The sequence below is a fragment of the Pseudomonas sp. NPDC089554 genome, assembly GCF_050280645.1.
Taxonomy (GTDB): Bacteria; Pseudomonadota; Gammaproteobacteria; order Pseudomonadales; family Pseudomonadaceae; genus Aquipseudomonas.
Genome location: NZ_JBNNVR010000053.1, coordinates 14,341 through 36,756, shown reverse-complemented (window position 1 = coordinate 36,756; position 22,416 = coordinate 14,341). Strand labels below are relative to the sequence as shown.

Genomic DNA, 22,416 nt, shown 5'->3' with positions numbered 1-22,416 from the left:
GAAATGGGTCGCGAACCGACCCCGGAAGAGCTGGGCGAGCGTATGGAAATGCCTGAGGACAAGATCCGCAAGGTACTGAAGATCGCCAAAGAGCCGATCTCCATGGAAACGCCGATCGGTGACGACGAAGATTCGCACCTGGGCGACTTCATCGAGGACTCAACCATGCAGTCCCCGATCGACGTGGCCACAGTCGAAAGCCTCAAGGAAGCCACCCGTGACGTGCTCTCGGGCCTGACCGCACGCGAAGCCAAGGTGCTGCGCATGCGTTTCGGTATCGACATGAACACCGACCACACCCTCGAAGAGGTAGGCAAGCAGTTCGACGTGACCCGCGAGCGGATCCGCCAGATCGAAGCCAAGGCGCTGCGCAAGCTGCGCCACCCGACGCGAAGCGAGCACCTGCGCTCCTTCCTCGACGAGTGAAGACGAACCCCGGCCCAGGCCGGGGTTTTTCTTTTTCCACGCCTGCATCTGCAAGGGCACACGCCCCGCATCACCGGTCTACACTCGAAGCAGCCCCCTGATTCGAGAGGTCGCCATGCCCCTGATGCCGGCCCTTCTGTTGCTGCTCCTGCTCGTCTGGAACACAACGGCCGGCGCCCTTGCCCTGACCGATGAGGAAAAAGCCTGGCTCAGCGCCCACCCGCAGCTGCGCCTGGGAGTGGATGCCTCGTGGCCACCGTTCGAATTTCGCGACCAGGAAGGTCTTTACCAGGGATTGGCCGCCGACTATATCGCCTTGATCCAGGAACGCCTGGGGGTGACGCTGCAGCCGGTCGAGCCCATCAGCTGGACCCAGGTGCTGGAGCAAGCCAGGCAGAACCGCATCGACCTGCTGCCCGGCATCATGTCCACCCCCGAGCGCCAGGCCTACCTGGCCTTTACCCGCCCCTACCTGGACTTCCCCATCGTGATCCTGGCCCACGAGGGCGGCTCGCAGCCACACACGCTCAAGGATCTGTACGGCCTGAAAGTCGCCGTGGTCGAGAACTACGCACCCCACGAACTGCTGCGCACCCACCACCCGGACCTTAACCTGGTGGCCTTGCCCAACGTCAGTTCGGCCCTCCAGGCCCTGGCCACCGATGAAGTGGACGCGGTGGTGGGTGACCTCGCCTCGAGCATCTGGAGCCTGCGCCAGCTCAAGCTCGACGGGCTCTATGTCAGTGGCGAGACACCCTACCGCTACCAGTTGGCCATGGCCGCGCCACGCGAACAGAAGGTCTTGATCGGCATTCTCGACAAGGTCCTGGCCGACCTTAGCAGCAGCGAGATCGACAAGATCCAGCAACGCTGGGTCGGCAACGTCATCGACCAGCGCACGTTCTGGCACGACATGCTGCTCTACGGCCTACCTACCCTCGCCTTGGTACTGCTGGTACTGGCGGCCATGCTGCGCATCAACCGGCGTCTGAGTTCGGAAATTTCCCGGCGCATCGCCCTGGAACAGGAGCTGCGCAGCAGCGAATACCATTACCGCAGCCTGGTCGAGAGCTTGTCGGCCATCGCCTGGGAGGCCGACGCCAACGACTACACCTACAGCTACGTCTCCCCTCACGCCGAGAACCTGCTCGGCTACCCCCTGCGCGAATGGCTCAAGCCGGGGTTCTGGCGCAGCATCCTGCACCCCGAGGACACCCTGTGGGCCCAGGCCTACTGCGACAGCGAAACCGCTGCCGGGCGCGATCATGCGCTCGACTACCGGGTCATTCGCGCCGACGGCCATTCGATTTGGGTGCGCAATATCGTCAGCATGATCGAGCACGGTCACAAACCGCTGATGCGCGGCCTGATGATCGACATCAGCGAAACCAAGCGCACCGAGGATGCCTTGCGCCTGTCGGAGCAGAAGTTCGCCTCGGTGTTCCAGCAGTGCCCAGACATCCTGTTGATTGCCCGGCAGAGCGATGGCTGCCTGCTGGAAGTCAATGAAGCCTTCGAGGAGCAGATCGGCCTGGGCCCCTCCGAGGTGATCGGCCGCACGGCCACCGAGCTGGGCCTGTGGGGCGTCGCCGGCACGGGCCCAGCGCTGCTCGAGCGCCTGCACCGGGGCGGCATCCGCAACCTGGAAATGAGCTTCCGGCGCAGCAATGGGCAGCTGTTCACCGGCCTGACCTCGGCAGAAACCTTCGACCTCGATGGCACGCCCGCCTTGGTGGTGGCGGTGCGCGACATCAGCCAGCTCAAGCAGACCCAACAACAGTTGCAGATTTCCGAAGAAAAATTCGCCAAAGCCTTCCACGCCTCGCCCGACGGCCTGCTGCTGTCGCGCCAGAGCGATGGCCTGCTGCTCGAGGTGAACGAGGGCTTCTGCCGCCTGACCGGCTACGACATCAACCCCGCCCAGGACCAGACCAGCCTCGACCTGGGTATCTGGGTCGACCTCAACGAACGTCGGCGAATGATCGAACAGCTCCAGCGCGACGGCTATGTACGCGACTTCAGTTGCCATATCCGCCGCAGCGACGGCCAGATCCGCCTCTGCGAACTGTCCGCGCGCCCGCTGCCGATCGGCGGCGAGGACTGCATGCTGACCATCGCCCGCGACATCACCGAACGCCACTTGATGCAGGAGAAACTGCAACTGGCTGCCACGGTATTCGAGAACACCGCCGAAGGCGTGCTGATCACCGACACCGACCAACGCATCAGCGCGGTCAACCGCGCGTTCAGTGAAATCACCGGCTACAGCGAAAGCGAAGCCCTCGGCCAAACGCCACGCCTGCTCGCCTCCGGCCAGCACGACAGCGCCTTCTATGCAGCTCTATGGCACCAGCTCACCGCCGAAGGCCATTGGCAAGGCGAGATCTACAACAAGCGCAAGAACGGCGAGCTGTACCCCGGCTGGCTAACCATCAGCGCCGTGCGCAACAGCGAGCACGAGATCACCCATTTCGTTGCGGTATTCGCCGACATCTCCAGCCTCAAGCATGCCCAGGCCAAGCTCGACTACCAGGCCCACCACGACCCACTCACCGGCCTGCCCAACCGCACCTTGTTCGAAAGCCGCCTGCAATCGGCGCTGACCTGCGCCCAGGCCTCCAACCACCAGGGTGCGGTGCTGTTCCTCGACCTCGACCGGTTCAAGCACATCAACGACAGCCTCGGCCACCCGGTCGGCGACCTGCTGCTCAAGGGCATCGCGCAGCGTCTGAAGGAGCAGGTGCGTGATGTCGATACCGTGGCCCGCCTGGGCGGCGACGAATTCATCATCCTGCTGCCCGGGCTGCACCGCCCCAGCGATGCCAGCGCCATCGCCAGCAAGCTGCTGGCCTGCTTCCACGCCCCAGTGCAGGCAGGCGAACACGAGTTCTTCACCAGCGCCAGCATCGGCATCAGCCTGTACCCTCAGGACGGCAGCGATGTCTCCACGTTGATCCGCAATGCCGACGCGGCCATGTACCGCTCCAAGGCCAAGGGGCGCAACCGCGTCGAAGCCTACACCCTTGACCTGACCGCCCAGGCCAGCGAACGCATCGCGCTGGAGCACGAACTGCGCCGAGCCATCGAGCGCAACGAAATGAGCCTGTACTACCAGCCCAAGTTCAGCCTCAAGACCCAAAGCCTGGTGGGCGCCGAAGCCTTGATTCGCTGGAAGCACCCGACCTTTGGCGAAGTACCGCCAGAGCAGTTCATCCACCTGGCGGAAGAGAACGGCACCATCCTGCAACTCGGCGACTGGGTGCTGGAGCAGGCCTGCCGGCAGATGCACGCCTGGCAGAAGCGCTACCACGCGTTCGGCCCACTGTCGATCAACCTCGCCGGCGCCCAGTTGCGCCAGCCTCACCTGGCCCGGCGCATCGAACACCTGCTCAAGACCTTCCAGCTCAAGGCCGGCGACCTGCAACTGGAGATCACCGAGAACTTCATCATGAGCCAGGCCGAGGAAGCCCTGGCCGTGCTGCACCAGCTCAAGCAACTGGGGGTGCAGTTGGCGATCGATGACTTTGGCACGGGCTACTCGTCACTCAGCTACCTCAAGCGCCTGCCGCTGGACATCCTGAAAATCGACCAGTCGTTCATCCGCGGCCTGCCGGACGACCCGCACGACGCCGCGATCGCCCGCGCGATCATCGCCCTGGGCCGCAGCATGCAGTTGACGATCATCGCCGAGGGCGTGGAGAACCAGGCGCAGCAGCAGTTCCTGGCGGCCGAAGGGTGCGAGCAGATCCAGGGTTATATCGTCAGCCTGCCCCTGCCTGCCGACGAGTTTGCCGTGACTTTCCTTCGTATAGCACTATCGGATCTTTCGGATGGCACGCTTAGCAAACCCTCGTTATAATCCGGCGCACCTCTGGGGCCTATAGCTCAGTTGGTTAGAGCAGAGGACTCATAATCCTTTGGTCCACGGTTCGAGTCCGTGTGGGCCCACCACCTTCAAAGCCGCGCATTGCGCGGCTTTTCGCTTTCTACGGTAGTGGCGCCAGGATCAGTCCTTTGGTCCAAAGGTACAAAATCGGTACAGTGCTGGTACGCCAGCCTGCCTTTGGAGTCCTTCTCAGATGGCCACAATTGTTAAAACCCCCTCCGGTACTTGGAAAGCAGTCATTCGCAAAACGGGCTGGCCGACCAACGCCAAGACCTTCCGCACCAAGCGCGACGCAGAGGACTGGGCACGCCGCACCGAAGATGAAATGGTACGAGGTGTGTACATCCAACGCAGCGGCTCCGAGCGAATGACCCTGGAGAAAGCATTGGAGCGTTACCTGGCAGATGTCACACCGACCAAGAAACCCAGCACGCGCAAAGCTGAGGCCACCAAAGCGAAGCAACTCATAGAACACCTTGGCAAATACTCTCTTGCTGCACTTTCTGCTGAAATCATTGCTGACTATCGAGACAACAGGCTCGCATCGACTAGCAAGCGAGGTCGCCCGATCAGCAACAACACAGTTCGCCTGGAACTAGCTCTACTCAGCCACCTCTACACCGTAGCAATCAAGGAATGGGGTTTGGGGCTCACCTTCAATCCTGTCTTGAATATTCGTAAGCCAAGTCCTGGTCCAAGACGTGATCGTCGACTATCTGACGATGAAGAACACCGACTGTTCGCTGCGTTGAACAATCACAGCAATCCGATGCTGCGCTGGATCGCCTTGATTGCGCTGGAAACGGTAATGCGTTCATCGGAAATCACTGGTCTGCGTTGCCACCAAATCAGCCTTCAACATCGCATAGCATTCCTTCCAGACACCAAAAACGGGAGTCCACGCGAGGTCGCACTCAGCCCCCTCGCCACCGAAGCCTTTAGAGCTGCTCTTGCTAACCCCACTCGCCCGAAGGATTGTGACCTAGTTTTCTTTGGCGAACTTGGTAAGGATAAAAAGAGGCGCCCTTACGCTTTTACTAAAATCTGGGGCTCTCTTAAGAAAGAACTGGGAATGGCTGATTTTCGTTTTCACGATCTGCGCCATGAAGGCATAAGCAGGCTCGTGGAGGCTGGATGGTCAGACCAAAAGGTAGCAGCGCAAAGCGGGCATAAGTCAATGCAGGAACTCCGGCGCTACACCCACCTACGTGGGAGAGACCTCGTCAAAGATCTGGATGCCCTCCCGAAACGGAGACCAACGACATGAATGTCCGCAGTTTTCGCCAACAGAGCTGTAACCAGGTAGAGTTGCTGGAGCCGCTGCTAGTACCCGCAGAGTCAGATAGATGCGAGGCGCTCGGAGCAGAGTTCATCAAGAAAAGGATTTTCCATGAACCCGACTGCTCAGATGCATCATCAGGGCCAGCTGCGCTCGATCTACTTCGCTCATTGAAGTCGAGTCTGATTGAGCGTGGAGCTACCTTAGCAAAGCTGCCGAGGGACAGATTTGCTAATCGACAGCTCGGATTGGATCTTCAGACATTGCAAGCATTCCAACGGCAACCCATCAAAGATCCTGAGCTCCTACGGCTTGTCCTGCATCGATTCCAGTCTAGGGCATACTACTGGAGCGAAGTCGAGCAACTCCTACTACAACGCGTAGACAAGGAACTCACCGCAGGCTGATATATCCGTTTCCGGCCTCCCTGCCGGCGCTGGTGGCCAGGTCCGGGCATGAAGCCGCCCGGCCCTGGCGCGGCATCCATGCCTCACCAGCTCACTCTGCGCCCCTCAGTTCTGACCTCTACGATGTTCAGCCGCATAATGGCGGGTCTGGTACTTCAAGATGCAGGCGGTATTCAGCCGCTCTTCCTCACCTAAACCCCACCCCTGCGCGAGCACATCTGGCCATTTTGCACTGCGCCCCCAAGGAGGTGGCGGCGAGAGCACAAAGACAACTTTCAAGGGTTCCCAACGCGATTGGCACACCAGTTCGGTTAACTCTAGGTATCGTCGTTCGGTCATCGCGGTTCCGTAACGCCTCAGGCGATCCAGGGTATACAGGGCTCGACGCAATTCCATCTCTTGGAGACCATTAACGACCTCTAAAACCAGAGGCATAGGGTCAGGGTGGTACCAAAGATTCAAAGCAGTCTCAACCAATACTCCAGGATCGGCGTTATGAAGCTCTCCCCGAACCAACCTCTTCAGCGGATGCATCAGCCTTATTCCTCACCAGCAGCTACAACGAGGTTTTCTAAAAACAACTGGAATGCTTGCTCTGTCACTTTGCTCGCAGCCGCCACTTTGTATGCACCTACAACAGCATCCAGAGCTGGCTGCAACATACCAGTGAACTTTTCTAACAGCATCTCACCATTGAGGGTATCAAGCTCTGGTGCGACTTCTGTTAGTAAATCATGCGTGAGGTTTTGGGGAAAAAGCTGACGTGGTAGGATACTGGAAGCCATTAGGATCTCCTGTCGATCTTTTTGGTCAGACGCTGGGTAGGGCTGCAACCCTATCCAGCGTCGTCACTTTATCCCCACCCACTAATTTTAGTCCAGCCCTCGAGTCTTTCTGTTTGTTTTTTCTTTAATACATACAAACAGAAGAAACCATTACTTTTTTCATAAACAATTGAATTTAAAGGACTTTCTCAGCTAAAGGTGAACGTTTATGGGGCCTAGGGTGAAAAGATATGGGGCGAAAGGTGAAGAGATATGGGGCGACAATTTTAATAGGTGAAAATTTATGGGGAGCAAAGGTGAAAGTCTATGGGGTTAAAAGTGAAAGGTTATGGGGCGAAGGTGAATATTTATGGGGAAAATATTCTTAGATCTTTTATTCATATAAAACCCACAAACCAATAAGCCCTTAGAATTAAAAACACCTAAACAATAACTGATAATATCAATTAATACGCAACAAAACGCCACAATAACAACAAGACAGCACAAAAGATCATTTCACGCTAGTTGACCAAGCTCTGCTCGGACACTTTAAATAACCACAGCACTTACCATTCAGCTGTGGAGAATCCCGGTGAAAAATAAATTCGAAGAAGCCATGGTCGCAGAATTTGGTCTTCTAATGTCTCCCACCCAACTTGCCAAGCTACTTGGCAGATCACCAGAAGCTCTTCGCGCCCACCTAACTCGCTACAAGAATGACAACTTTTGCAAAAGCCTAAATGGCACCTCTGTAAAAGTTGGTCGCCGTGTTTATTACAGAACGCCAGAAGTTGCGGAGATCCTCGCATGCCAAGCCTAACCAGCTGGTTGGACTCACCGCGTTTTAGCCGTCTAACACACAGAGTGCTCTATCTTCTTCTACTCCTCACCAACCTAGCAGTCCCCTTGGGGCAACATCGCGCCTGGGGTGGATTGCCAGGCTGGTGGTTGTTCCCCACAACTGCCGCACTGTCCCTTTTTGCTGTGCAACAGTATTTGTCCGGCGGGGGTCAGTTTTATGCGCTCGCAGGCATCCCGTATGCCTTGCTGTATGTGTTTGACGCTAGTGCCACGCCTCTAGTTTTACCGCCGTCACAGCGAGGTACGGCCAGATGAAAAAATCGCTGCTGCTTTGTCTACTTCTGGCCGCTCTTTTCGGAGGCACAGCTCACGCTGACTCCTCAGGCGGACTGAACCAGTTCACACCGCCGCCAGGCGATACATCCGTCGACTTCCTGGAAGAAGTGTTCGGCTCGATCGTGGGGACCATCCACTCTGGCGGGAATGTAGAGGGCGGCGAGACCGAAGACGTGCTGGGCAGCATGATGTCCGTGTTCGGTGGTGCCGTGATGTTCTTGGGCATGATTTTTATCGCCTACACCACAATCAAAGGCACCGTAGATTCCGCCCAGGACGGCGAGGTCCTCGGCCGGAAGATGAGCGACATCTGGATTCCCCTGCGCACCGCTGCGGGCGGCGCATTGCTGCTGCCGCTCGGGCATGGTTACTCGCTGATCCAGATCATGGTGCTCTGGCTTGCGATACAGGGCGTGGGTGTGGGAGACGCAATCTGGAGCCAGGCGGTCGATCAAATCGGCAAGGACGGCATGCTTTCCCGACCACTCATCCCAGACTCCCGGCCGCTGGCCGCCAACATCCTGAAGTTCGAAGTCTGCACTGCGGCGATGAACAAGCAGTTCGAGGCCTCTGGTCGGTCGACACGCATCCAAGCCGTCGCATCCACTCGCAAGGTCGTCAACACCGGAGAGATCGACGTTGACATTACCGATGCTATACCGGTCTATGGCGGCATCAATATGGTTCAGAAGTACAACAAAGCGAGCTATACCGTCACCGACTACAAGTGGAAGGCGAACGATAACTCCTACATGAACCCCGATGTCTGCGGAGCCCTGACCTGGAAGCAATCCTGGGAGGCCTCGGAAGGCAACAGCAACACCAAGGTCATCAAAGAACCAATTCTCGCCGCCCACGCCAAAGCCATTCAGCAGATGATCCAGGACATCCGGCCGACTGCGCAGCAAATCGTAGCTGGACAGAAGCCTGCCCCAGGTGTGATAGACGCCGCAGCGAACACCTATGAGAACTCGCTTCGCGCAGCCGCCAAGACAGCCGTAATGCAGACCAGTGATCGGGCCGCAGCTGATTTCCTCAAAGCCGCCAAGGACGGTGGCTGGTTGTTCGCCGGCACCTGGTACAACCACATCGTCAAAATGAACGACGTGATGCAATCGACGTTGAACGGCCTGCCGGCAGCCGATCCCATTGCCATCGTCGACAAGGAGACCAAGGAGACACTCCAGACCTATGCCGACGTGATGCTCACCGCCGACGAGTATGCCAAGCACCGCGTCGACTCGGTCCGCAACACCTACTATGCCGAGACCAACGTGCGTGAGCCCCGCGATGGTGAAGGGGCATGGGAATACGTCAAAAAGATGATTTCCGCACCGTTCATGGGTGCGATCAACCAGATGACGCAGAGCATCGCCGGCTCCAACCTCAACCACATGAGCCAGATGAAAAGCTTCGGCGATGTCATCGTGACTACCGGCGAGGTGATGCTCGCGGCCATGGCCAGCGCCACTGGCGTCGCGAACTCCTGGGCAGCACAGGCCACAGTGAAGGTCGGTTTCGACGCAGGAGCGGTATTCCAGTTTCTCTCAACCCTGATCACCACGCTGTTGATTTTGCTGTTCGCTTTCGGCGTGACGCTCAGTACCTACGTCCCGATGATCCCTTTCATCACCTGGGTGACCTCGATCGTGAACTGGTTCGTTCTTGTCCTGGAGTCGGTAATTGCGGCCCCGCTATTCGCTGTGGCCCACATCCACCCGGACGGAGACGATGCTGTTGGCCGAGCTGGACAGGGGTACATGATGATCCTGTCGCTGGTGATGCGCCCGGCACTGATGCTGTTTGGCCTCATCGGCGGGATGCTGCTAACCCAGCCAATCGTTGGCTACATCAACGCAGCCTTCATGTCAGTTGTCTCGGGGATCCAGGCCGACAGCATGACGGGCATCGTCAGCTTTATCGCTTACGTGGCCATCTATGTGGTGATGATGACGACGGTTGTCCATATCGTTTTCAGCCTGATTCACTGGGTTCCGGACAACATCCTGCGATGGATCGGTAACGGATCTACTGGTGGTATCGCCGACGCGGAGCGCACGGGTGACAGCGGCCAGGATGTGTTTGTCGCCGGCGTCAGAGAAACGAAGCATGGGGCCGCGGGTGGTCTGGGTGGCGGGGCAAAACACTCCAAGGGGCCGGATAACTCTACTCCTGGCCGAAGCATGCCAGACAACAGCACACTGCTGGGTGGGCCGCCCCCTGGAGGTTAATTATCTCCCGAGGCGTGAACTTTGCCCCTCATATTCGCAATCTTCAAGATATCTATCAAAGGCCTTCTGACGGAGCGAATCTCTATTTTCCTTTACCAGCAGTGGAGAGTTAGGAGAGGTCTTTCTTAACTCCTCCAGCAATAGAAGCAAAACATAGTTATTCGCCTCAAAATGGCCTTGCATGATTTCGATACGCTCATTCAAAGCGTTTACCTGACGTTTCAGATTCTCTGAGTGCAAGCGCCACTCATCAATTACAGCTTCGTATGACGCTTGGGTTGCGCGAGAGCGGGCGTAACCAGCAGATAAGCCAACCTGATATCCGGAGGATGACATTGAAATTCTCCATGCATAGGCGATGAGAATATTCAAGCAAACTTATTTAAGCTACACAAGGATAAGACAAAGAAAAAGTCATATGTGACCTAAAAATCGATGAGTCATGCGTGACCTAAAAAGAATAGGTCGTAAGTGACCTAAAAAGAAATCACATTCACGCAGCTGCGTGAATGTGGGCACCGGTCGCCGGAACGGCGATTCGCGTAGCGAAAGGTGCCCTTTCAGCCAGCCAGCTCAAACGACTTAGGTCACGGGAAAAGCGCTATGAATACCCAGGAAGAGATTTTTGAGATCGTAAGAATTGCCCGCCAACTAATAAAAGAGCTGCCACCCAAAAAGCTAAGCAAGTCGACCGATGATGGTTACGTGCGCGAATACAATCGTATGGTTGGCGATGAAGGGGCTAATCCTGAGAAATTATGGTCAGCGATCTGCGCGACTAAAAGTAAGTCCACGTATCGGAGGCGAGTAGCCGCAACAATGCATTGTTGCCGTATTCAGCTTCAGGAGGCATTGCGAGGACAAGATTCGGCCCAGCGCACGGGTGATATAGCTGCACTCAGGCTCCAAGCGGGAGTAATTGAAGGCCTCGTCGGAATCATAAACATTATTGACAGACACAAGGGACATTGCCCACTCGGCAACACGATGAGGCGAAAGTCAAAACGCTCCGAATTAAAGTATCTCCCTAGTAACTGGCGGGTTCAGTTACACAAACAGCTTGAGGGGAGCAGGTACGAACTTCCATATCTGGTAGAGGCAGTGTCGGGATGTCGACCTGGTGAGCTAGAAAAAGGTGTCAGAGTAATTTTCTCCGAAGAGAGCGGGCTGTTAACTATCCGGATAGACAACGGAATCAAGGTTACTGACCACAAGGGACAGCCCTGGCGGGAGGTCAGTTACAAAATCGACCAAAACCCGTTGGTTAGAGCTCTGTGCGATATCTGCCGAAATAGTGCACAGGGCAACGGAGAGATGGCGATGATAGTAAACATCGAGAAGACTACCAACTGGCGTGCTGCGCTGTCGTCGGCCGGGCAGAAGCTATGGCCGCGACTAGTGTTTAGGATCTGTCCGTATCATCTCCGCAACGCTGCTGCTAGCGACTGGAAGCGAGCCGGTCTGGCTGACGACGATATCTCGGCTGCACTGGGCCACTGCGTAAGCAAAACCTCTAGTAGCTACGGCCAATTTCAGATCGGCCAAGGAAGCGGCGGAATGATTCCCATAGAGGTAAGGGCTGCTCGACCGATTCTACAAACCCGCAGTCCCACCCCACGAGAACATGTGCGAGTGAATCTGTAACGCCCCGTAAATCACCTCAGGATTGTTCACTGCGGCAAACCCGAACCTAGATCTGCAAAAGCGATTTTATTTTCAACACACATAACGTGGGGTCATTTTCAATCTCATGCTCCCAGAGCCTCACCACCCGCCACCCCAACTGCTCGAGCTGGTTGTCCACTAACCTATCGCGAGCGACATTTCTCGCAAGCTTCTCAGTCCAAAACTCAGTGTTAGATGCTGGTATGGAGCAGTGATCTGGACAGGAATGCCAAAAGCAGCCATCAACGAAGACTGCCAGCTTCGCTTTGACGAAAGCTACGTCTGGCCTACCAGGGAGTCGAGGGTGTACTCGATAGCGCAAGCCTTTTGCCCAGAGCATACGCCTCAGGGCAAGCTCAGGCTTGGTATCCCGACCCCTTATAGCAGCCATATTTCGACGTCGCTGGTCAGGGGTGTGAACGTCCATTGAGGAGGCTCCGTTTGGATTTTAGGGTTTGACCTGGTAACGTGACGACCATTCAACAGAGAGCGCCACGCTATGGAAAGGATTAGGGTTTTTGACATGTTCTGCGGCGGGGGTGGTAGCAGTCTCGGAGCCCGGCTGGCAGGTGCAGAAGTCGTTGGGGGCGTAGACATGTGGCCCGTCGCCACCCAAGCGTTTGGTCTCAATTTCCCTCGTGCCGCAGTCTTCACGGGCGACCTTCGCCTGTTGGCCCCATCTGATGTGATCAAGCAGACCGGGCCGATTGATCTCCTCCTTTCGTCGCCCGAGTGCACGCACCACACTTGCGCGCGAGGTAACAAACCTCGTTCCGAGGAAAGTAAGGAAACCGCGCTTCAGGTGGTTAGATACGCAAAAGAAATGAAGCCTCGGTGGATTGTTCTTGAAAATGTTACACACATGAAGCCCTGGCCTAGATATCCAGAACTAAAGTCTGAACTGGAGTTGCTTGGTTATAACCTTCGTGAACAGATACTTGACTCCGCAGACTTTGGCGTACCACAACGCAGGAAGCGTCTATTCCTTATTGCTGACTTAATATCAGAGCCTGCAGCAGTATATAAAACAAATGAGAAGGTAATATCTGCCAAGGACATCTTAGACCCTGACGGAACCTGGCCAATGACCCCCCTTCGAAAAGAGGGGCGTGCAGCGGATACAATTACACGAGCAGAGAGAGCGATTGCAGCTTTAGGCGACAGCGTTCCATTTCTTCTTGTGTACTATGGTAACGACGGTGCAGGAGGCTGGCAATCTCTTGATGTCCCGCTTCGCACCGTCACCACTGTGGATCGGTTTGCGCTTGTAGTGCCGACTGACTCGGGCCACTACATGCGGATGTTACAACCAAACGAATTACGGCGCGCAATGGGCTTTCCAGGAAATTATATATTCCCGGAAGTCACAAAACGAAATCGAATTCGTCTATTGGGTAATGCTGTATGCTCCCCCGTAATGGCCGCTATTATCAAAAGTCTTAGCACCAAAACTAATACACTGAAAAACGCATCACTCCAGGCCTCCGAGCATGAGTCGCATAGTGATGACTCAGCTCCTCAAGAGTCGCCCGCCGTAGCCTCAGCTTAGGTTCAACATTTAAAAGTTCTGCAGTAGGTTTTGCAAAAAACCTATTGCAGGAGATCAGAAGACAATAATCCTTCACACCGTCTCCAACATCAACAGATAGAACTCCGACGTCGAATATTGAAAGATTAGAATACTGCCTCTTACTTTTACTGTAATAGCGACCCCTTACAGCCTCAGAATACGGTATCAGGACCCCCAATAGATATCTAAAACTTCCAACCTTACCCTGCACGTCATCGCACTCTGGGGTCAGTGTTACTACACACGGTTTTAGAGTACCTAACAGCGCATCATCGACATTCTGCTGCCCGGACAAAAAGAATTCCTGGACCAGAACTTGATTGCAGGTTTGCCCCCACAATTCTAATTGATCAGCATCCCAGCCTTCTTTGTTTATGACTGAGACTACACCTCGACTAGAAGCGAAAGCAGCTGCATTTCCTAGAGTCGAAACAAGATAATGGGCATTTAGGCTCGACTTGGATACGGCTCCCGTTCCAGCGCCAATTTTTTGCTCAAGTAATGCATTCAAGGGTGCGACATCTTCAGCGGATACATGAAGACGATCTTCTAATATGGGTAAAAGTGCTGCATCCATCGCGGAAACAGGTGTTCTTCTAGCTTGTGGCTCACCGACAGCTTCTACTGCCAAGTATGCTAATAGTTGATGCCACTGCTCAAGTGAGCCACCAGCCGCTTTCTGGTGAGCCAAATCAAATAGGCGATAAGTCGAACGGATCGCTGCCTGTGAGACCCGTTCTTCCCATGAGATCGAAAGCAATAGAGCCCCGCAACTCTCAATAGCCAAATTGATTTGTGTCAGGAGTTCCGGTAGTCGTTCTGGATTTTCCTCTAACCCCAGCACCAGACTTTTATCTATGCATCCGAAACCGACAGGGGCAATAAGATCATCGCCTGTACGTGCAAGAATCTCGCGAAACACCTGCTCCGCGTCCTGTGGAAATTGGGTCCAAAAGATTAACGCATAAGGGCCATCACATACGATCTTCTTCAGACAGGCAATAATTGCAAGTGCCTGCTGTGCCATATTATTCATCCCACCATCAACAAGATGAATATCCGAGAAGATTATTCTTACACCATTGTATGGGCTAGGCGGGAGAGGCTTCACCGAGCCAAGATCATAAAGAAATGGCATAGCCCAAAAACCAGCAGAAACTAGAGCAGAATGTATTTTATCTAAATGATCGCGCTCATTATCAACAGCAGCAACTCGAACAAATTTCGGAATCATTTTTCTTCCTTGAACTGGAAAATAACCGCGGCGCCGTCATAAGCTTCAGAAAACTCAAATTCGTCTCGTAGCTCCTCCGCCGAGCACAGGACCAGGCTCCCATCAATCGACTCCATTACCATTTTTGAATAATAGAGACCTAATCCCATACCCTCGGCTCGGTTTGAAACAAATGGCGTGCACAGTTGATCTAGGGGAAGTTCGAAGCCAGGGCCGTTATCAATTATCGCCAACGAACCACTCCTGCGCTCGCTATCCCAACTCGACATAATTAGCACTGCGCCTTGTCTTCCGACTTTTTGAGCTTGATATCTTGCCCAATAAATAGCATTATCGATAATGTTATTTATAGCCCCCATCAAAAGATTCAAAGGCCCACTTACAGGGAAAGAAACCCCATCATCCGAAACGCGGTTCGAGAGTACAAGTTCGTGCCTCTTGAAGCGTCCTGAGTTCATATCAAGAGCTCTGGCCACTAGCTCCCTGGCAGTTATCTTCCTTGGGCGCTCTTTATTCAGCAAAGGTTTGAAAGTATCGAGAAGCTTTCGAAGGTTGGTAATTGTTTGTTCTAGAGTACTCTTACCACTGTTCGCCTCAAGCTGCCTTGTGAGGGTATCGACCCCATGAACCATCTCATGAAAAGCCAAAGACAGGTTCAAACCTGCCATGCCAGAATTGAGCATTACAGTGCGATAGCTATTTAACTGTGCTTGCAATGAGTCAACTACCGGTTTAACCTCAGACTCAATATTATTTTTCTTCGCAATTTCTTTTAACGACTCAAAAGCCTCTTCAACAGGAACTATTTTAGTCTCACCCTTGATGGCCTTATCAATTTCTTTCCGGTGCGGTCCGTGCAAACGCTCAAACTTATCAAAAATGCTGAGCACTACCCGCTGAAGATTTCTATAGGTTAAATTCTCATCGAAACCTTCTCGGTTCGTCTTTTCTTTCAACCCAGAACTGAGAGACAAGTCAAGATCAATATACCCTAGCAAACTGTCCGTACCCAGTTTTCCAGCAGGCCTGTTAATCCTACGGACATTCAAGCCGAGCCAGTCATCTCCCGGCTCCCCATAGTTGAATACGCGGACTTGGTCTCGATAAACCCTTACACCTGCCTGGGATCTGATCCAGTCGGTAATGAGCTTTGCAGACCCTGTTTCCTTAAGTATCTCGGTTCGACGGTGATATGCATAAATCTTCCCCTTTATGGGACCTATACCTTGAAGCATTTCAGGGGAAAGGAAGATTGCTGGCACACCATCCGTGTCGTCCTCTTCAGCCGCCTTAACAAGCTCCAGCCTGTCACCTGCTTTACTTTCAGACGAGGGCTTTAGCCCTTTGTATGCAGGAGGGCTGAACTTATAATCCCAGGAGAAAACACCGTCATCAGACAAGCTAAAGTCAAAAGTCCACATTGCAGCATTTAACATATCCTTAGCTGATGGCAGATCCTCAATATCGCCTTCGCGCCCAGGTAGGTTAAGCACCACCTCAAACGATCCAATTTTATTTATGGGGTTCCCAAGAGAGGTAATTAAACGATACAAGTCCCTAACCTCTCTCTTACTCCACTCACTTCGAGACAGGTCTGTAACCGTCAGCGTAGTGCCGGATTCACCCAAGATAAACTTAGGTGGAGAATTCGTTACGATAGACACAGAAAGACCCTGATCGAGATACTTCCCCCCACCGACCAAGTCGTCCCAGTTAATTGTAAACTCTAGTTCATCCTCATTTTTCTTTTTTGTAACAACATGAACTGTTTCACCTAGTTTTTGAATAGCTAAGCGCCCAACCCCTTTCTCGCCAAGCGGCAGGCGTTTGAACCTAGGCGAAGGCTTTTTGCCAGCAGAGCTTCGCTTGGAATCCGTCCCTACTTCTAGCCACTTTGATTCAATATCACTTAAATTCATCCCACACCCATCATCGGATATGGAAATAAATGGCGTAGGACTCTCCAGGTTTAGAGTCACATCGACTTTTGTCGCATCGGCATCATATGAGTTCTTTACCAGCTCAAACACGGCAAGCCTATCGTGGCCTATCAACTGATCACCGAGCAATTTCAGTACATGAGACTGCACCCGCATTTTTAGACTGGTCAAACTGACACTCCTAGCATGCTTTATCAATCAGCATGTGCATTCTTCCTAAAATAATCCGCTGACAGCTCAAGAATCCTTAAAGCAGCCCATCTTCAGCCGAATCGGCACGATACGCCGGTTCCCGTCGCGGCATTTAGCTATCCTATAGCCAGTAGGCTGAGCGGTACAGAGATCAGCGCCCTTGCAACAGCGAAGCTGGTGAGGCATGGATGCCGAGCCAGGCCCCGGGCGGCTTTTTGCCCGGGGCCTGGACACCAGCGCCGGCAGGGACGCCGGATCGACGGTACAAAACAAGCCACTCTTCCAGGTACACTAGCGGTACAGCACGAAGGTCCTCACCTGTAACGTACCGTTCGCTAACGTACTGATTGCCCTGCACTTTCGCGTACTGTACCGTTTCCTCGTGTAACCCAATGAAACCTAGCGCAACGGTGTCATTGGCGAACTCATAATCCTTTGGTCCACGGTTCGAGTCCGTGTGGGCCCACCAAACATCCACGAAAGCCGCGCATTTGCGCGGCTTTTGCGTTTCTGAAGCTCGGCCAGGAGGTCACAAACTCTGACGATGAGCCGATTAGACAACCTATTCGGCTCACAAAATGAGCCGAATAGCCGCAACTGATAGACGAACATCAGCTCGCCACCCCCTCCAACACCCCATCCACCAGCACTTCCACATACCCCTCCTCCAACTGTTGGTTGGAGAACAGAATCCGATACACCAACGGCGCCACCAGCCGATCGACGATCAGGTCCTTGTCCGGTACAGGCTCACCTCGTGCAACCGCTCGCTCCAGCAGGATGCCGAACTGCGCGCGAGCAATCTCCAGACAGCGCCCGGAGCAATCGCCGCCTGCGGCCAGCAGGTCGAGCACCACGGCGCGGCCTGGTACCGAGGCGGTTTCCTCCATGTATTGGATGCCCCACGCCAGCAAGTCGCCCTTGAGGCTGCCGGTATCGGCCGGCTCGCCATCCGGGCGGATGCGCTGCAGGGCCACGTCGCCCAACAGCTCGTTGAGGTCGCCCCAACGTCGGTAGATAGTCGAGGGCGTGACACCAGCGCGGGCCGCGATCATCGGTACCGTCAACTCGCCACGCTCGCGCTCGTCGAGCAACTCCGTGACAGCCTTGTGCACCGAAGCCTGAACCCTCGCGCTACGACCTCCCGGTCGCACACCCTGATTAGTCGTCATACTCACCCTAACGCAAAGAATTTGCTTTTATCCCGAAACAGGCGCATCGTCTCGCAAAAGCTAAATCTTAGCCTTTGCGAGATCATCATGAAAGACACCTTGTCCAAAAGCGCGCACGAGCGCCGCCCCGGGCTTTCTCGGCGCGGCGCCCTGTGGCTGATCGGGGCGATCCTCATCGCCTTTTCCGCCGCCGCCAGCGCACCAACCCCGCTGTATGCGCTGTACCGCGAAACCTGGGGGTTTTCCGCCGCGCTGCTGACTGTGGTGTTCAGCATCTATGCCGCCGGGCTGCTGCTGACGCTGTTGGTGTTCGGGTCGCTGTCCGATCACATCGGCCGACGCCCGGTGATCGGCGCCGCGTTGCTCCTGCAATTGCTGGCCATGGGGTTGTTCCTAGAAGCCGAATCGGTGCAAGTGCTGATCCTCGCACGCTTGCTCCAGGGCCTGGCCACCGGGCTTGCGACCAGCGTGCTGGGTGCGGCGCTGCTGGATTTCGACCGCGAACGCGGGCCGCTGCTCAACAGCCTCACACCTATGCTCGGGCTGGCCCTGGGGGCATTGGGCAGCGCGTCGTTGATGCAGTTCTCCGGGGAGCCTCTGCACCGGGTATTCATGGTGCTGGCGGGGCTGTTTGCAGTATTTGCCCTCTTGCTGCTACGCCTGCCGGAAAGCATCAGCAGCAAGCCTGGGGCCTTGGCCTCGCTGCGCCCCCAAGTGCGCATCCCACCCCAGGCACGCCGGGCGTTCTGGCGTATGGCCCCGTTGAATGCAAGCCTCTGGGCGCTGGGCGGCTTCTACCTGTCGCTCGGTCCGACCCTGGCCCGGGAAGTGACCACGGTCCATGCGCCACTGATCGGCGGCGCCCTGGTTTCCGTGCTCACGGGGTTCGGCGCGCTGGGTATCTTCATCCTGCGTAACAAGCCAGCGCCAACGATTCTGCGCCGAGGTGGCCTTGCTCTGTTGCTGGGGCTGCTGCTGACGCTAATAGGCGTCGACACCGGCAATGCCTGGCTGTTCTTCCTCGGCACCGCTGCGGCGGGCATGGGCTTTGGCGGCGGCTTCCTCGGCGCGCTGCGCTCGGTAATGCCGTTGGCCCATGCCCATGAGCGCGGGGGCCTGATGGCAGGCTTCTATGTATTGAGCTACCTGGCCTTCAGCCTGCCGGCCATTCTCGCAGGCCTGGCCACCCAGCACTTTGGGTTGATCGTCACCACCAATGGCTATGCCTGCGTGCTGGCATTGGCCACCTTGCTGGTGGTACTGCGCAGCCAGCGCGAGCCCGACCCTGTGCTGGCCACGCCCAGTTAACGGCAGTGCGTGCCTTGCTCACGGGGTAGGGGGCTGGCTAGGCTAGGGCATCCCTCACTGAGACGCACCATGCCAGACGCCCGCCCCATCGCCCTCGACGAAATCGACCGCCAGCTCATCGCGCTATTGCAGATCAACGCCCGCGAAAGCGTGGCCACCCTCGCCCGTCACCTGGGCATCGCACGCACCACGGTCACCTCGCGGCTGACACGCCTGGAGAAGAACAAGGTCATCACCGGCTACGGCGTGCGCCTGGGCCAGCGCCTGGCCGGAGGCGGCCTGCAGGCCTATGTGGGCATCACGGTACAGCCGCGCTCGGGCAAGGACGTGGTGCGCCGCCTGAGTGCCATGGGCCAGGTGCAGCAACTGTGCGCGGTAAGCGGCGAATTCGACTATGTGGCTTGGCTGCACAGTGAATCGCCCGAGCAACTCGACCAACTGCTCGACCAGATCGGCGGGCTGGAAGGGGTGGAGAAGACCACCACATCGATCATTCTCAGCAGCAAGGTAGATCGTGGACAACCGACGTAATCAATCGTCACTTGGCGCTACATGTTCGTCATATAGACAACAAAGACTGCATATCGACAGCACTCTGCATCTTAATTACGAACACCCCGCTCCCTAAAATGACTGCCAGGCATTTCCTATACTCAGGCTCCGCGTATCGCGCAGCCCTCCTGGCAAGGTCACTTCATGAACAAGAACAACCGCCACCCGGCCGACGGCAAGAAGCCCATCACCATCTTCGGCCCGGACTTCCCCTTCGCCTTCGATGACTGGCTGGAGCACCCCGCAGGGCTGGGCAGCATTCCGGCTGAGCGCCACGGCGAAGAAGTAGCGATCGTCGGTGCCGGCATCGCGGGCCTGGTGGCGGCCTACGAACTGATGAAGCTGGGCCTCAAGCCTGTGGTGTACGAAGCCTCCAAGCTGGGCGGGCGGCTGCGCTCGCAAGCCTTCAACGGCACCGACGGCATCGTCGCGGAACTGGGCGGCATGCGCTTTCCGGTCTCATCCACGGCGTTCTATCACTATGTCGACAAGCTGGGCCTGGAAACCAAGCCATTCCCCAACCCGCTGACGCCCGCCTCGGGCAGCACGGTGATCGACCTCGAAGGCCAGACCTACTACGCCGAAAAGCCCGCCGACCTGCCCAGTTTGTTCCACGAAGTTGCCGAAGCCTGGGCCGATGCCCTGGAGGACGGCGCACGCTTCGGCGAGATCCAGCAGGCCATTCGCGAGCGCGATGTGCCGCGTCTGAAAGCGCTGTGGAATACCCTGGTACCGCTGTGGGACGACCGCACCTTCTACGACTTCGTCGCCAGTTCCAAGGCCTTCGCCAAGCTGAGCTTCCAGCACCGCGAGGTGTTCGGCCAGGTCGGCTTCGGCACTGGCGGCTGGGACTCGGACTTCCCCAACTCGATGTTGGAAATCTTTCGCGTGGTGATGACCAACTGCGACGATCACCAGCACCTGGTCGTCGGCGGCGTCGAGCAGGTGCCCCAGGGTATCTGGCGCCACGTTCCTGAACGCTGCGCCCATTGGCCAGCGGGCACCAGCCTGCGCGCCCTGCATGGCGGCGCGCCGCGCACCGGGGTAAAACGCATCGCCCGCGCCGCCGATGGGCGCCTGGCGGTCACCGACAACTGGGGCGACACGCGCCACTACGCCGCCGTGCTCACCACCTGCCAGAGCTGGCTGCTGACCACCCAGATCGACTGCGAGGAGTCGCTGTTCTCGCAGAAGATGTGGATGGCCCTGGACCGCACGCGCTACATGCAGTCGTCGAAGACCTTCGTGATGGTCGACCGCCCGTTCTGGAAGGACAAGGACCCACAAACCGGCCGCGACCTGATGAGCATGACCCTCACCGACCGCCTCACCCGCGGCACCTACCTGTTCGACAACGGCGACGACAAGCCGGGGGTGATCTGCCTGTCCTACGCCTGGATGAGCGACGCCCTGAAGATGCTGCCGCACCCAGTGGAAAAGCGCGTGCAACTGGCCCTGGACGCGCTGAAGAAGATCTACCCCAAGACCGACATCGCCGGGCATATCATCGGCGACCCCATCACCATCTCCTGGGAAGCCGACCCCTACTTCCTCGGTGCCTTCAAAGGCGCGCTGCCCGGCCACTACCGCTACAACCAGCGCATGTACGCGCACTTCATGCAGCAGGACATGCCCGCCGAGCAGCGCGGCATGTTCATCGCCGGTGACGACGTGTCGTGGACGCCGGCCTGGGTGGAAGGCGCGGTGCAGACGTCGCTCAATGCGGTGTGGGGTATCATGAACCACTTCGGCGGCAAGACCCACGCGGACAACCCCGGCCCTGGGGATGTGTTCCACGAGATCGGGCCGATCGCCCTGGCCGACTGACGACGAGGAGGCGCCATGCGCATCGCCCTGTTCCAGGGCGCGTCCAAGCCACTGGACGTGCCCGGCAACCTCGAACACCTGCAGCACCAGGCGCACCTGGCCGCCCAGCGCGGCGCCCAGTTGCTGGTGTGCCCGGAGATGTTCCTGAGCGGTTACAACATTGGCCTGGATGCGGTGCAACGCCTGGCCGAAGCCGATGACGGCCCCTCGGCCATGGCCGTGGTGGAAATCGCCCAGGCCCAGCGCATCGCCATTGCCTACGGCTACCCGGAGCGGGCCGAGGACGGCACGTTGTACAACAGCGTGCAGTTGATCGACGCCCATGGCCGCAGCTTGTGCAACTACCGCAAGACCCACCTGTTCGGCGAACTCGACCGGTCGATGTTCAGCCCAGGCCCCGACCATTTCCCCGTGGTGGAGATGGACGGCTGGAAGCTCAGCTTGCTGATCTGCTACGACATCGAGTTCCCAGAGAATGCCCGGCGCCTGGCCTTGGCCGGCGCCGAGCTGCTGCTGGTGCCGACCGCCAACATGACGCCCTACGACTTCACCTGCCAGGTCACCGTGCGCTCGCGAGCGCAGGAGAACCAGTGCTACCTGGTCTACGCCAACCACTGCGGCGCCGAAGGCGATGTGCAGTATTGCGGGCAGAGCAGCATCATCGGCCCGGACGGCAGCCTGCTGGCCATGGCCGGGCAGGATGAATGCCTGTTGCTGGCGGATGTGGAGCGTGAGCGAGTGGTGCGTGGGCGCGAGGCGTTTCCCTACCTGGCGGACCTGCGCCAGGATCTGCATCGGCGGTGATGCCAAGGGCCTCTTCGCG

The 22,416-nt window shown here is 56.7% G+C and carries 17 protein-coding genes and 1 tRNA gene; 11 read left to right on the top strand and 7 right to left on the bottom strand.

Annotation, left to right across the window (positions count from 1 at the left end; all coding sequences use genetic code 11):
* The 4 genes from ACQKPE_RS16430 to ACQKPE_RS16415 all read left to right on the top strand — a co-directional run.
* A partial coding sequence (locus ACQKPE_RS16430; RefSeq protein WP_427667438.1) for a sigma-70 family RNA polymerase sigma factor occupies nucleotides 1-426 on the top strand: 426 nt, incomplete at its 5' end.
* A 115-nt stretch (nucleotides 427-541) separates the two neighbouring features.
* Nucleotides 542-4,285, top strand: coding sequence for a bifunctional diguanylate cyclase/phosphodiesterase (locus tag ACQKPE_RS16425; RefSeq protein ID WP_427667436.1), 3,744 nt, complete (start codon nucleotides 542-544; stop codon nucleotides 4,283-4,285).
* 15 nt (nucleotides 4,286-4,300) lie between these two features.
* Nucleotides 4,301-4,377 (top strand) — tRNA-Ile (locus ACQKPE_RS16420).
* Between the two features lie 128 nt (nucleotides 4,378-4,505).
* Nucleotides 4,506-5,579, top strand: coding sequence for a tyrosine-type recombinase/integrase (locus ACQKPE_RS16415; RefSeq protein WP_427667434.1), 1,074 nt, complete (start codon nucleotides 4,506-4,508; stop codon nucleotides 5,577-5,579).
* 524 nt (nucleotides 5,580-6,103) lie between these two features.
* Here ACQKPE_RS16415 and ACQKPE_RS16410 read toward each other — a convergent pair.
* Nucleotides 6,104-6,532 (bottom strand): hypothetical protein, encoded by a 429-nt coding sequence (locus ACQKPE_RS16410; protein WP_427667432.1) that lies wholly within the window; start codon nucleotides 6,530-6,532, stop codon nucleotides 6,104-6,106.
* A gap of 5 nt (nucleotides 6,533-6,537) precedes the next feature.
* Nucleotides 6,538-6,783: a hypothetical protein gene (locus tag ACQKPE_RS16405; protein ID WP_427667431.1), complete on the bottom strand. Its 246-nt coding sequence runs from the start codon at nucleotides 6,781-6,783 to the stop codon at nucleotides 6,538-6,540.
* Nucleotides 6,784-7,357: 574 nt separating this feature from the next.
* Between ACQKPE_RS16405 and ACQKPE_RS16400 the strand changes: the two genes are divergently transcribed.
* Both ACQKPE_RS16400 and ACQKPE_RS16395 read left to right on the top strand, forming a co-directional pair.
* Nucleotides 7,358-7,585 (top strand): plasmid-related protein, encoded by a 228-nt coding sequence (locus ACQKPE_RS16400; protein WP_427667430.1) that lies wholly within the window; start codon nucleotides 7,358-7,360, stop codon nucleotides 7,583-7,585.
* A 292-nt stretch (nucleotides 7,586-7,877) separates the two neighbouring features.
* On the top strand, nucleotides 7,878-10,133 hold the full coding sequence (locus ACQKPE_RS16395; protein WP_427667429.1) for a DotA/TraY family protein: 2,256 nt from the start codon (nucleotides 7,878-7,880) through the stop codon (nucleotides 10,131-10,133).
* On the opposite strand, the gene ACQKPE_RS16390 is transcribed toward ACQKPE_RS16395, so the two are convergent.
* Together ACQKPE_RS16390 and ACQKPE_RS16385 are read right to left on the bottom strand one after the other, a co-directional pair.
* Entirely contained in the window at nucleotides 10,134-10,505 is a 372-nt protein-coding gene (locus ACQKPE_RS16390; RefSeq protein WP_427667427.1) for a hypothetical protein, read from the bottom strand.
* A gap of 1,318 nt (nucleotides 10,506-11,823) precedes the next feature.
* Nucleotides 11,824-12,225 carry a very short patch repair endonuclease gene (locus tag ACQKPE_RS16385; protein WP_052156993.1) on the bottom strand — a complete coding sequence of 134 codons (402 nt, stop codon included), beginning with the start codon at nucleotides 12,223-12,225 and terminating at the stop codon, nucleotides 11,824-11,826.
* Nucleotides 12,226-12,297: 72 nt separating this feature from the next.
* On the opposite strand from ACQKPE_RS16385, the gene ACQKPE_RS16380 reads away from it, so the two are divergent.
* Nucleotides 12,298-13,347, top strand: a complete 1,050-nt coding sequence (locus tag ACQKPE_RS16380) for a DNA cytosine methyltransferase (RefSeq protein ID WP_427667425.1) — start codon at nucleotides 12,298-12,300, stop codon at nucleotides 13,345-13,347.
* Here the strand turns inward: ACQKPE_RS16380 and ACQKPE_RS16375 are convergent.
* The 3 genes from ACQKPE_RS16375 to ACQKPE_RS16365 form a co-directional block, all read right to left on the bottom strand.
* Complete coding sequence (locus ACQKPE_RS16375) at nucleotides 13,250-14,602, bottom strand: hypothetical protein (protein ID WP_427667423.1); 1,353 nt, start codon at nucleotides 14,600-14,602, stop codon at nucleotides 13,250-13,252. The genes ACQKPE_RS16380 and ACQKPE_RS16375 overlap by 98 nt on opposite strands.
* A complete protein-coding gene (locus tag ACQKPE_RS16370; RefSeq protein WP_126584350.1) occupies nucleotides 14,599-16,713 on the bottom strand; it encodes an ATP-binding protein in 2,115 nt (704 codons plus the stop codon). The genes ACQKPE_RS16375 and ACQKPE_RS16370 overlap by 4 nt, the downstream gene beginning before the upstream one ends.
* Nucleotides 16,714-17,345: 632 nt before the next feature.
* Complete coding sequence (locus ACQKPE_RS16365) at nucleotides 17,346-17,906, bottom strand: TetR/AcrR family transcriptional regulator (protein WP_427667422.1); 561 nt, start codon at nucleotides 17,904-17,906, stop codon at nucleotides 17,346-17,348.
* Between the two features lie 87 nt (nucleotides 17,907-17,993).
* On the opposite strand from ACQKPE_RS16365, the gene ACQKPE_RS16360 reads away from it, so the two are divergent.
* The 4 genes from ACQKPE_RS16360 to ACQKPE_RS16345 all read left to right on the top strand — a co-directional run bounded on the left by ACQKPE_RS16360 (nucleotide 17,994) and on the right by ACQKPE_RS16345 (nucleotide 22,397).
* Nucleotides 17,994-19,214 (top strand): MFS transporter, encoded by a 1,221-nt coding sequence (locus ACQKPE_RS16360; RefSeq protein ID WP_427667421.1) that lies wholly within the window; start codon nucleotides 17,994-17,996, stop codon nucleotides 19,212-19,214.
* A gap of 69 nt (nucleotides 19,215-19,283) precedes the next feature.
* Entirely contained in the window at nucleotides 19,284-19,745 is a 462-nt protein-coding gene (locus ACQKPE_RS16355; RefSeq protein ID WP_427667420.1) for an Lrp/AsnC family transcriptional regulator, read from the top strand.
* 165 nt (nucleotides 19,746-19,910) lie between these two features.
* The gene (locus tag ACQKPE_RS16350; protein WP_427667419.1) at nucleotides 19,911-21,593 is read left to right on the top strand and encodes a flavin monoamine oxidase family protein; all 1,683 of its coding nucleotides are present in this window, start codon (nucleotides 19,911-19,913) and stop codon (nucleotides 21,591-21,593) included.
* Between the two features lie 15 nt (nucleotides 21,594-21,608).
* Entirely contained in the window at nucleotides 21,609-22,397 is a 789-nt protein-coding gene (locus tag ACQKPE_RS16345; protein ID WP_427667417.1) for a carbon-nitrogen hydrolase family protein, read from the top strand.
* Nucleotides 22,398-22,416: the final 19 nt, after the last annotated feature.

Coding starts and splice junctions, on each gene's coding strand:
- ACQKPE_RS16350 (WP_427667419.1), top strand. CDS start 19,911: ATGAACAAGAACAACCGCCACCCGGCCGACGGCAAGAAGCCCATCACC.
- ACQKPE_RS16365 (WP_427667422.1), bottom strand. CDS start 17,906: ATGACGACTAATCAGGGTGTGCGACCGGGAGGTCGTAGCGCGAGGGTT.
- ACQKPE_RS16410 (WP_427667432.1), bottom strand. CDS start 6,532: ATGCATCCGCTGAAGAGGTTGGTTCGGGGAGAGCTTCATAACGCCGAT.
- ACQKPE_RS16415 (WP_427667434.1), top strand. CDS start 4,506: ATGGCCACAATTGTTAAAACCCCCTCCGGTACTTGGAAAGCAGTCATT.
- ACQKPE_RS16405 (WP_427667431.1), bottom strand. CDS start 6,783: ATGGCTTCCAGTATCCTACCACGTCAGCTTTTTCCCCAAAACCTCACG.
- ACQKPE_RS16395 (WP_427667429.1), top strand. CDS start 7,878: ATGAAAAAATCGCTGCTGCTTTGTCTACTTCTGGCCGCTCTTTTCGGA.
- ACQKPE_RS16355 (WP_427667420.1), top strand. CDS start 19,284: ATGCCAGACGCCCGCCCCATCGCCCTCGACGAAATCGACCGCCAGCTC.
- ACQKPE_RS16345 (WP_427667417.1), top strand. CDS start 21,609: ATGCGCATCGCCCTGTTCCAGGGCGCGTCCAAGCCACTGGACGTGCCC.
- ACQKPE_RS16380 (WP_427667425.1), top strand. CDS start 12,298: ATGGAAAGGATTAGGGTTTTTGACATGTTCTGCGGCGGGGGTGGTAGC.
- ACQKPE_RS16425 (WP_427667436.1), top strand. CDS start 542: ATGCCCCTGATGCCGGCCCTTCTGTTGCTGCTCCTGCTCGTCTGGAAC.
- ACQKPE_RS16375 (WP_427667423.1), bottom strand. CDS start 14,602: ATGATTCCGAAATTTGTTCGAGTTGCTGCTGTTGATAATGAGCGCGAT.
- ACQKPE_RS16360 (WP_427667421.1), top strand. CDS start 17,994: ATGAAAGACACCTTGTCCAAAAGCGCGCACGAGCGCCGCCCCGGGCTT.
- ACQKPE_RS16385 (WP_052156993.1), bottom strand. CDS start 12,225: ATGGACGTTCACACCCCTGACCAGCGACGTCGAAATATGGCTGCTATA.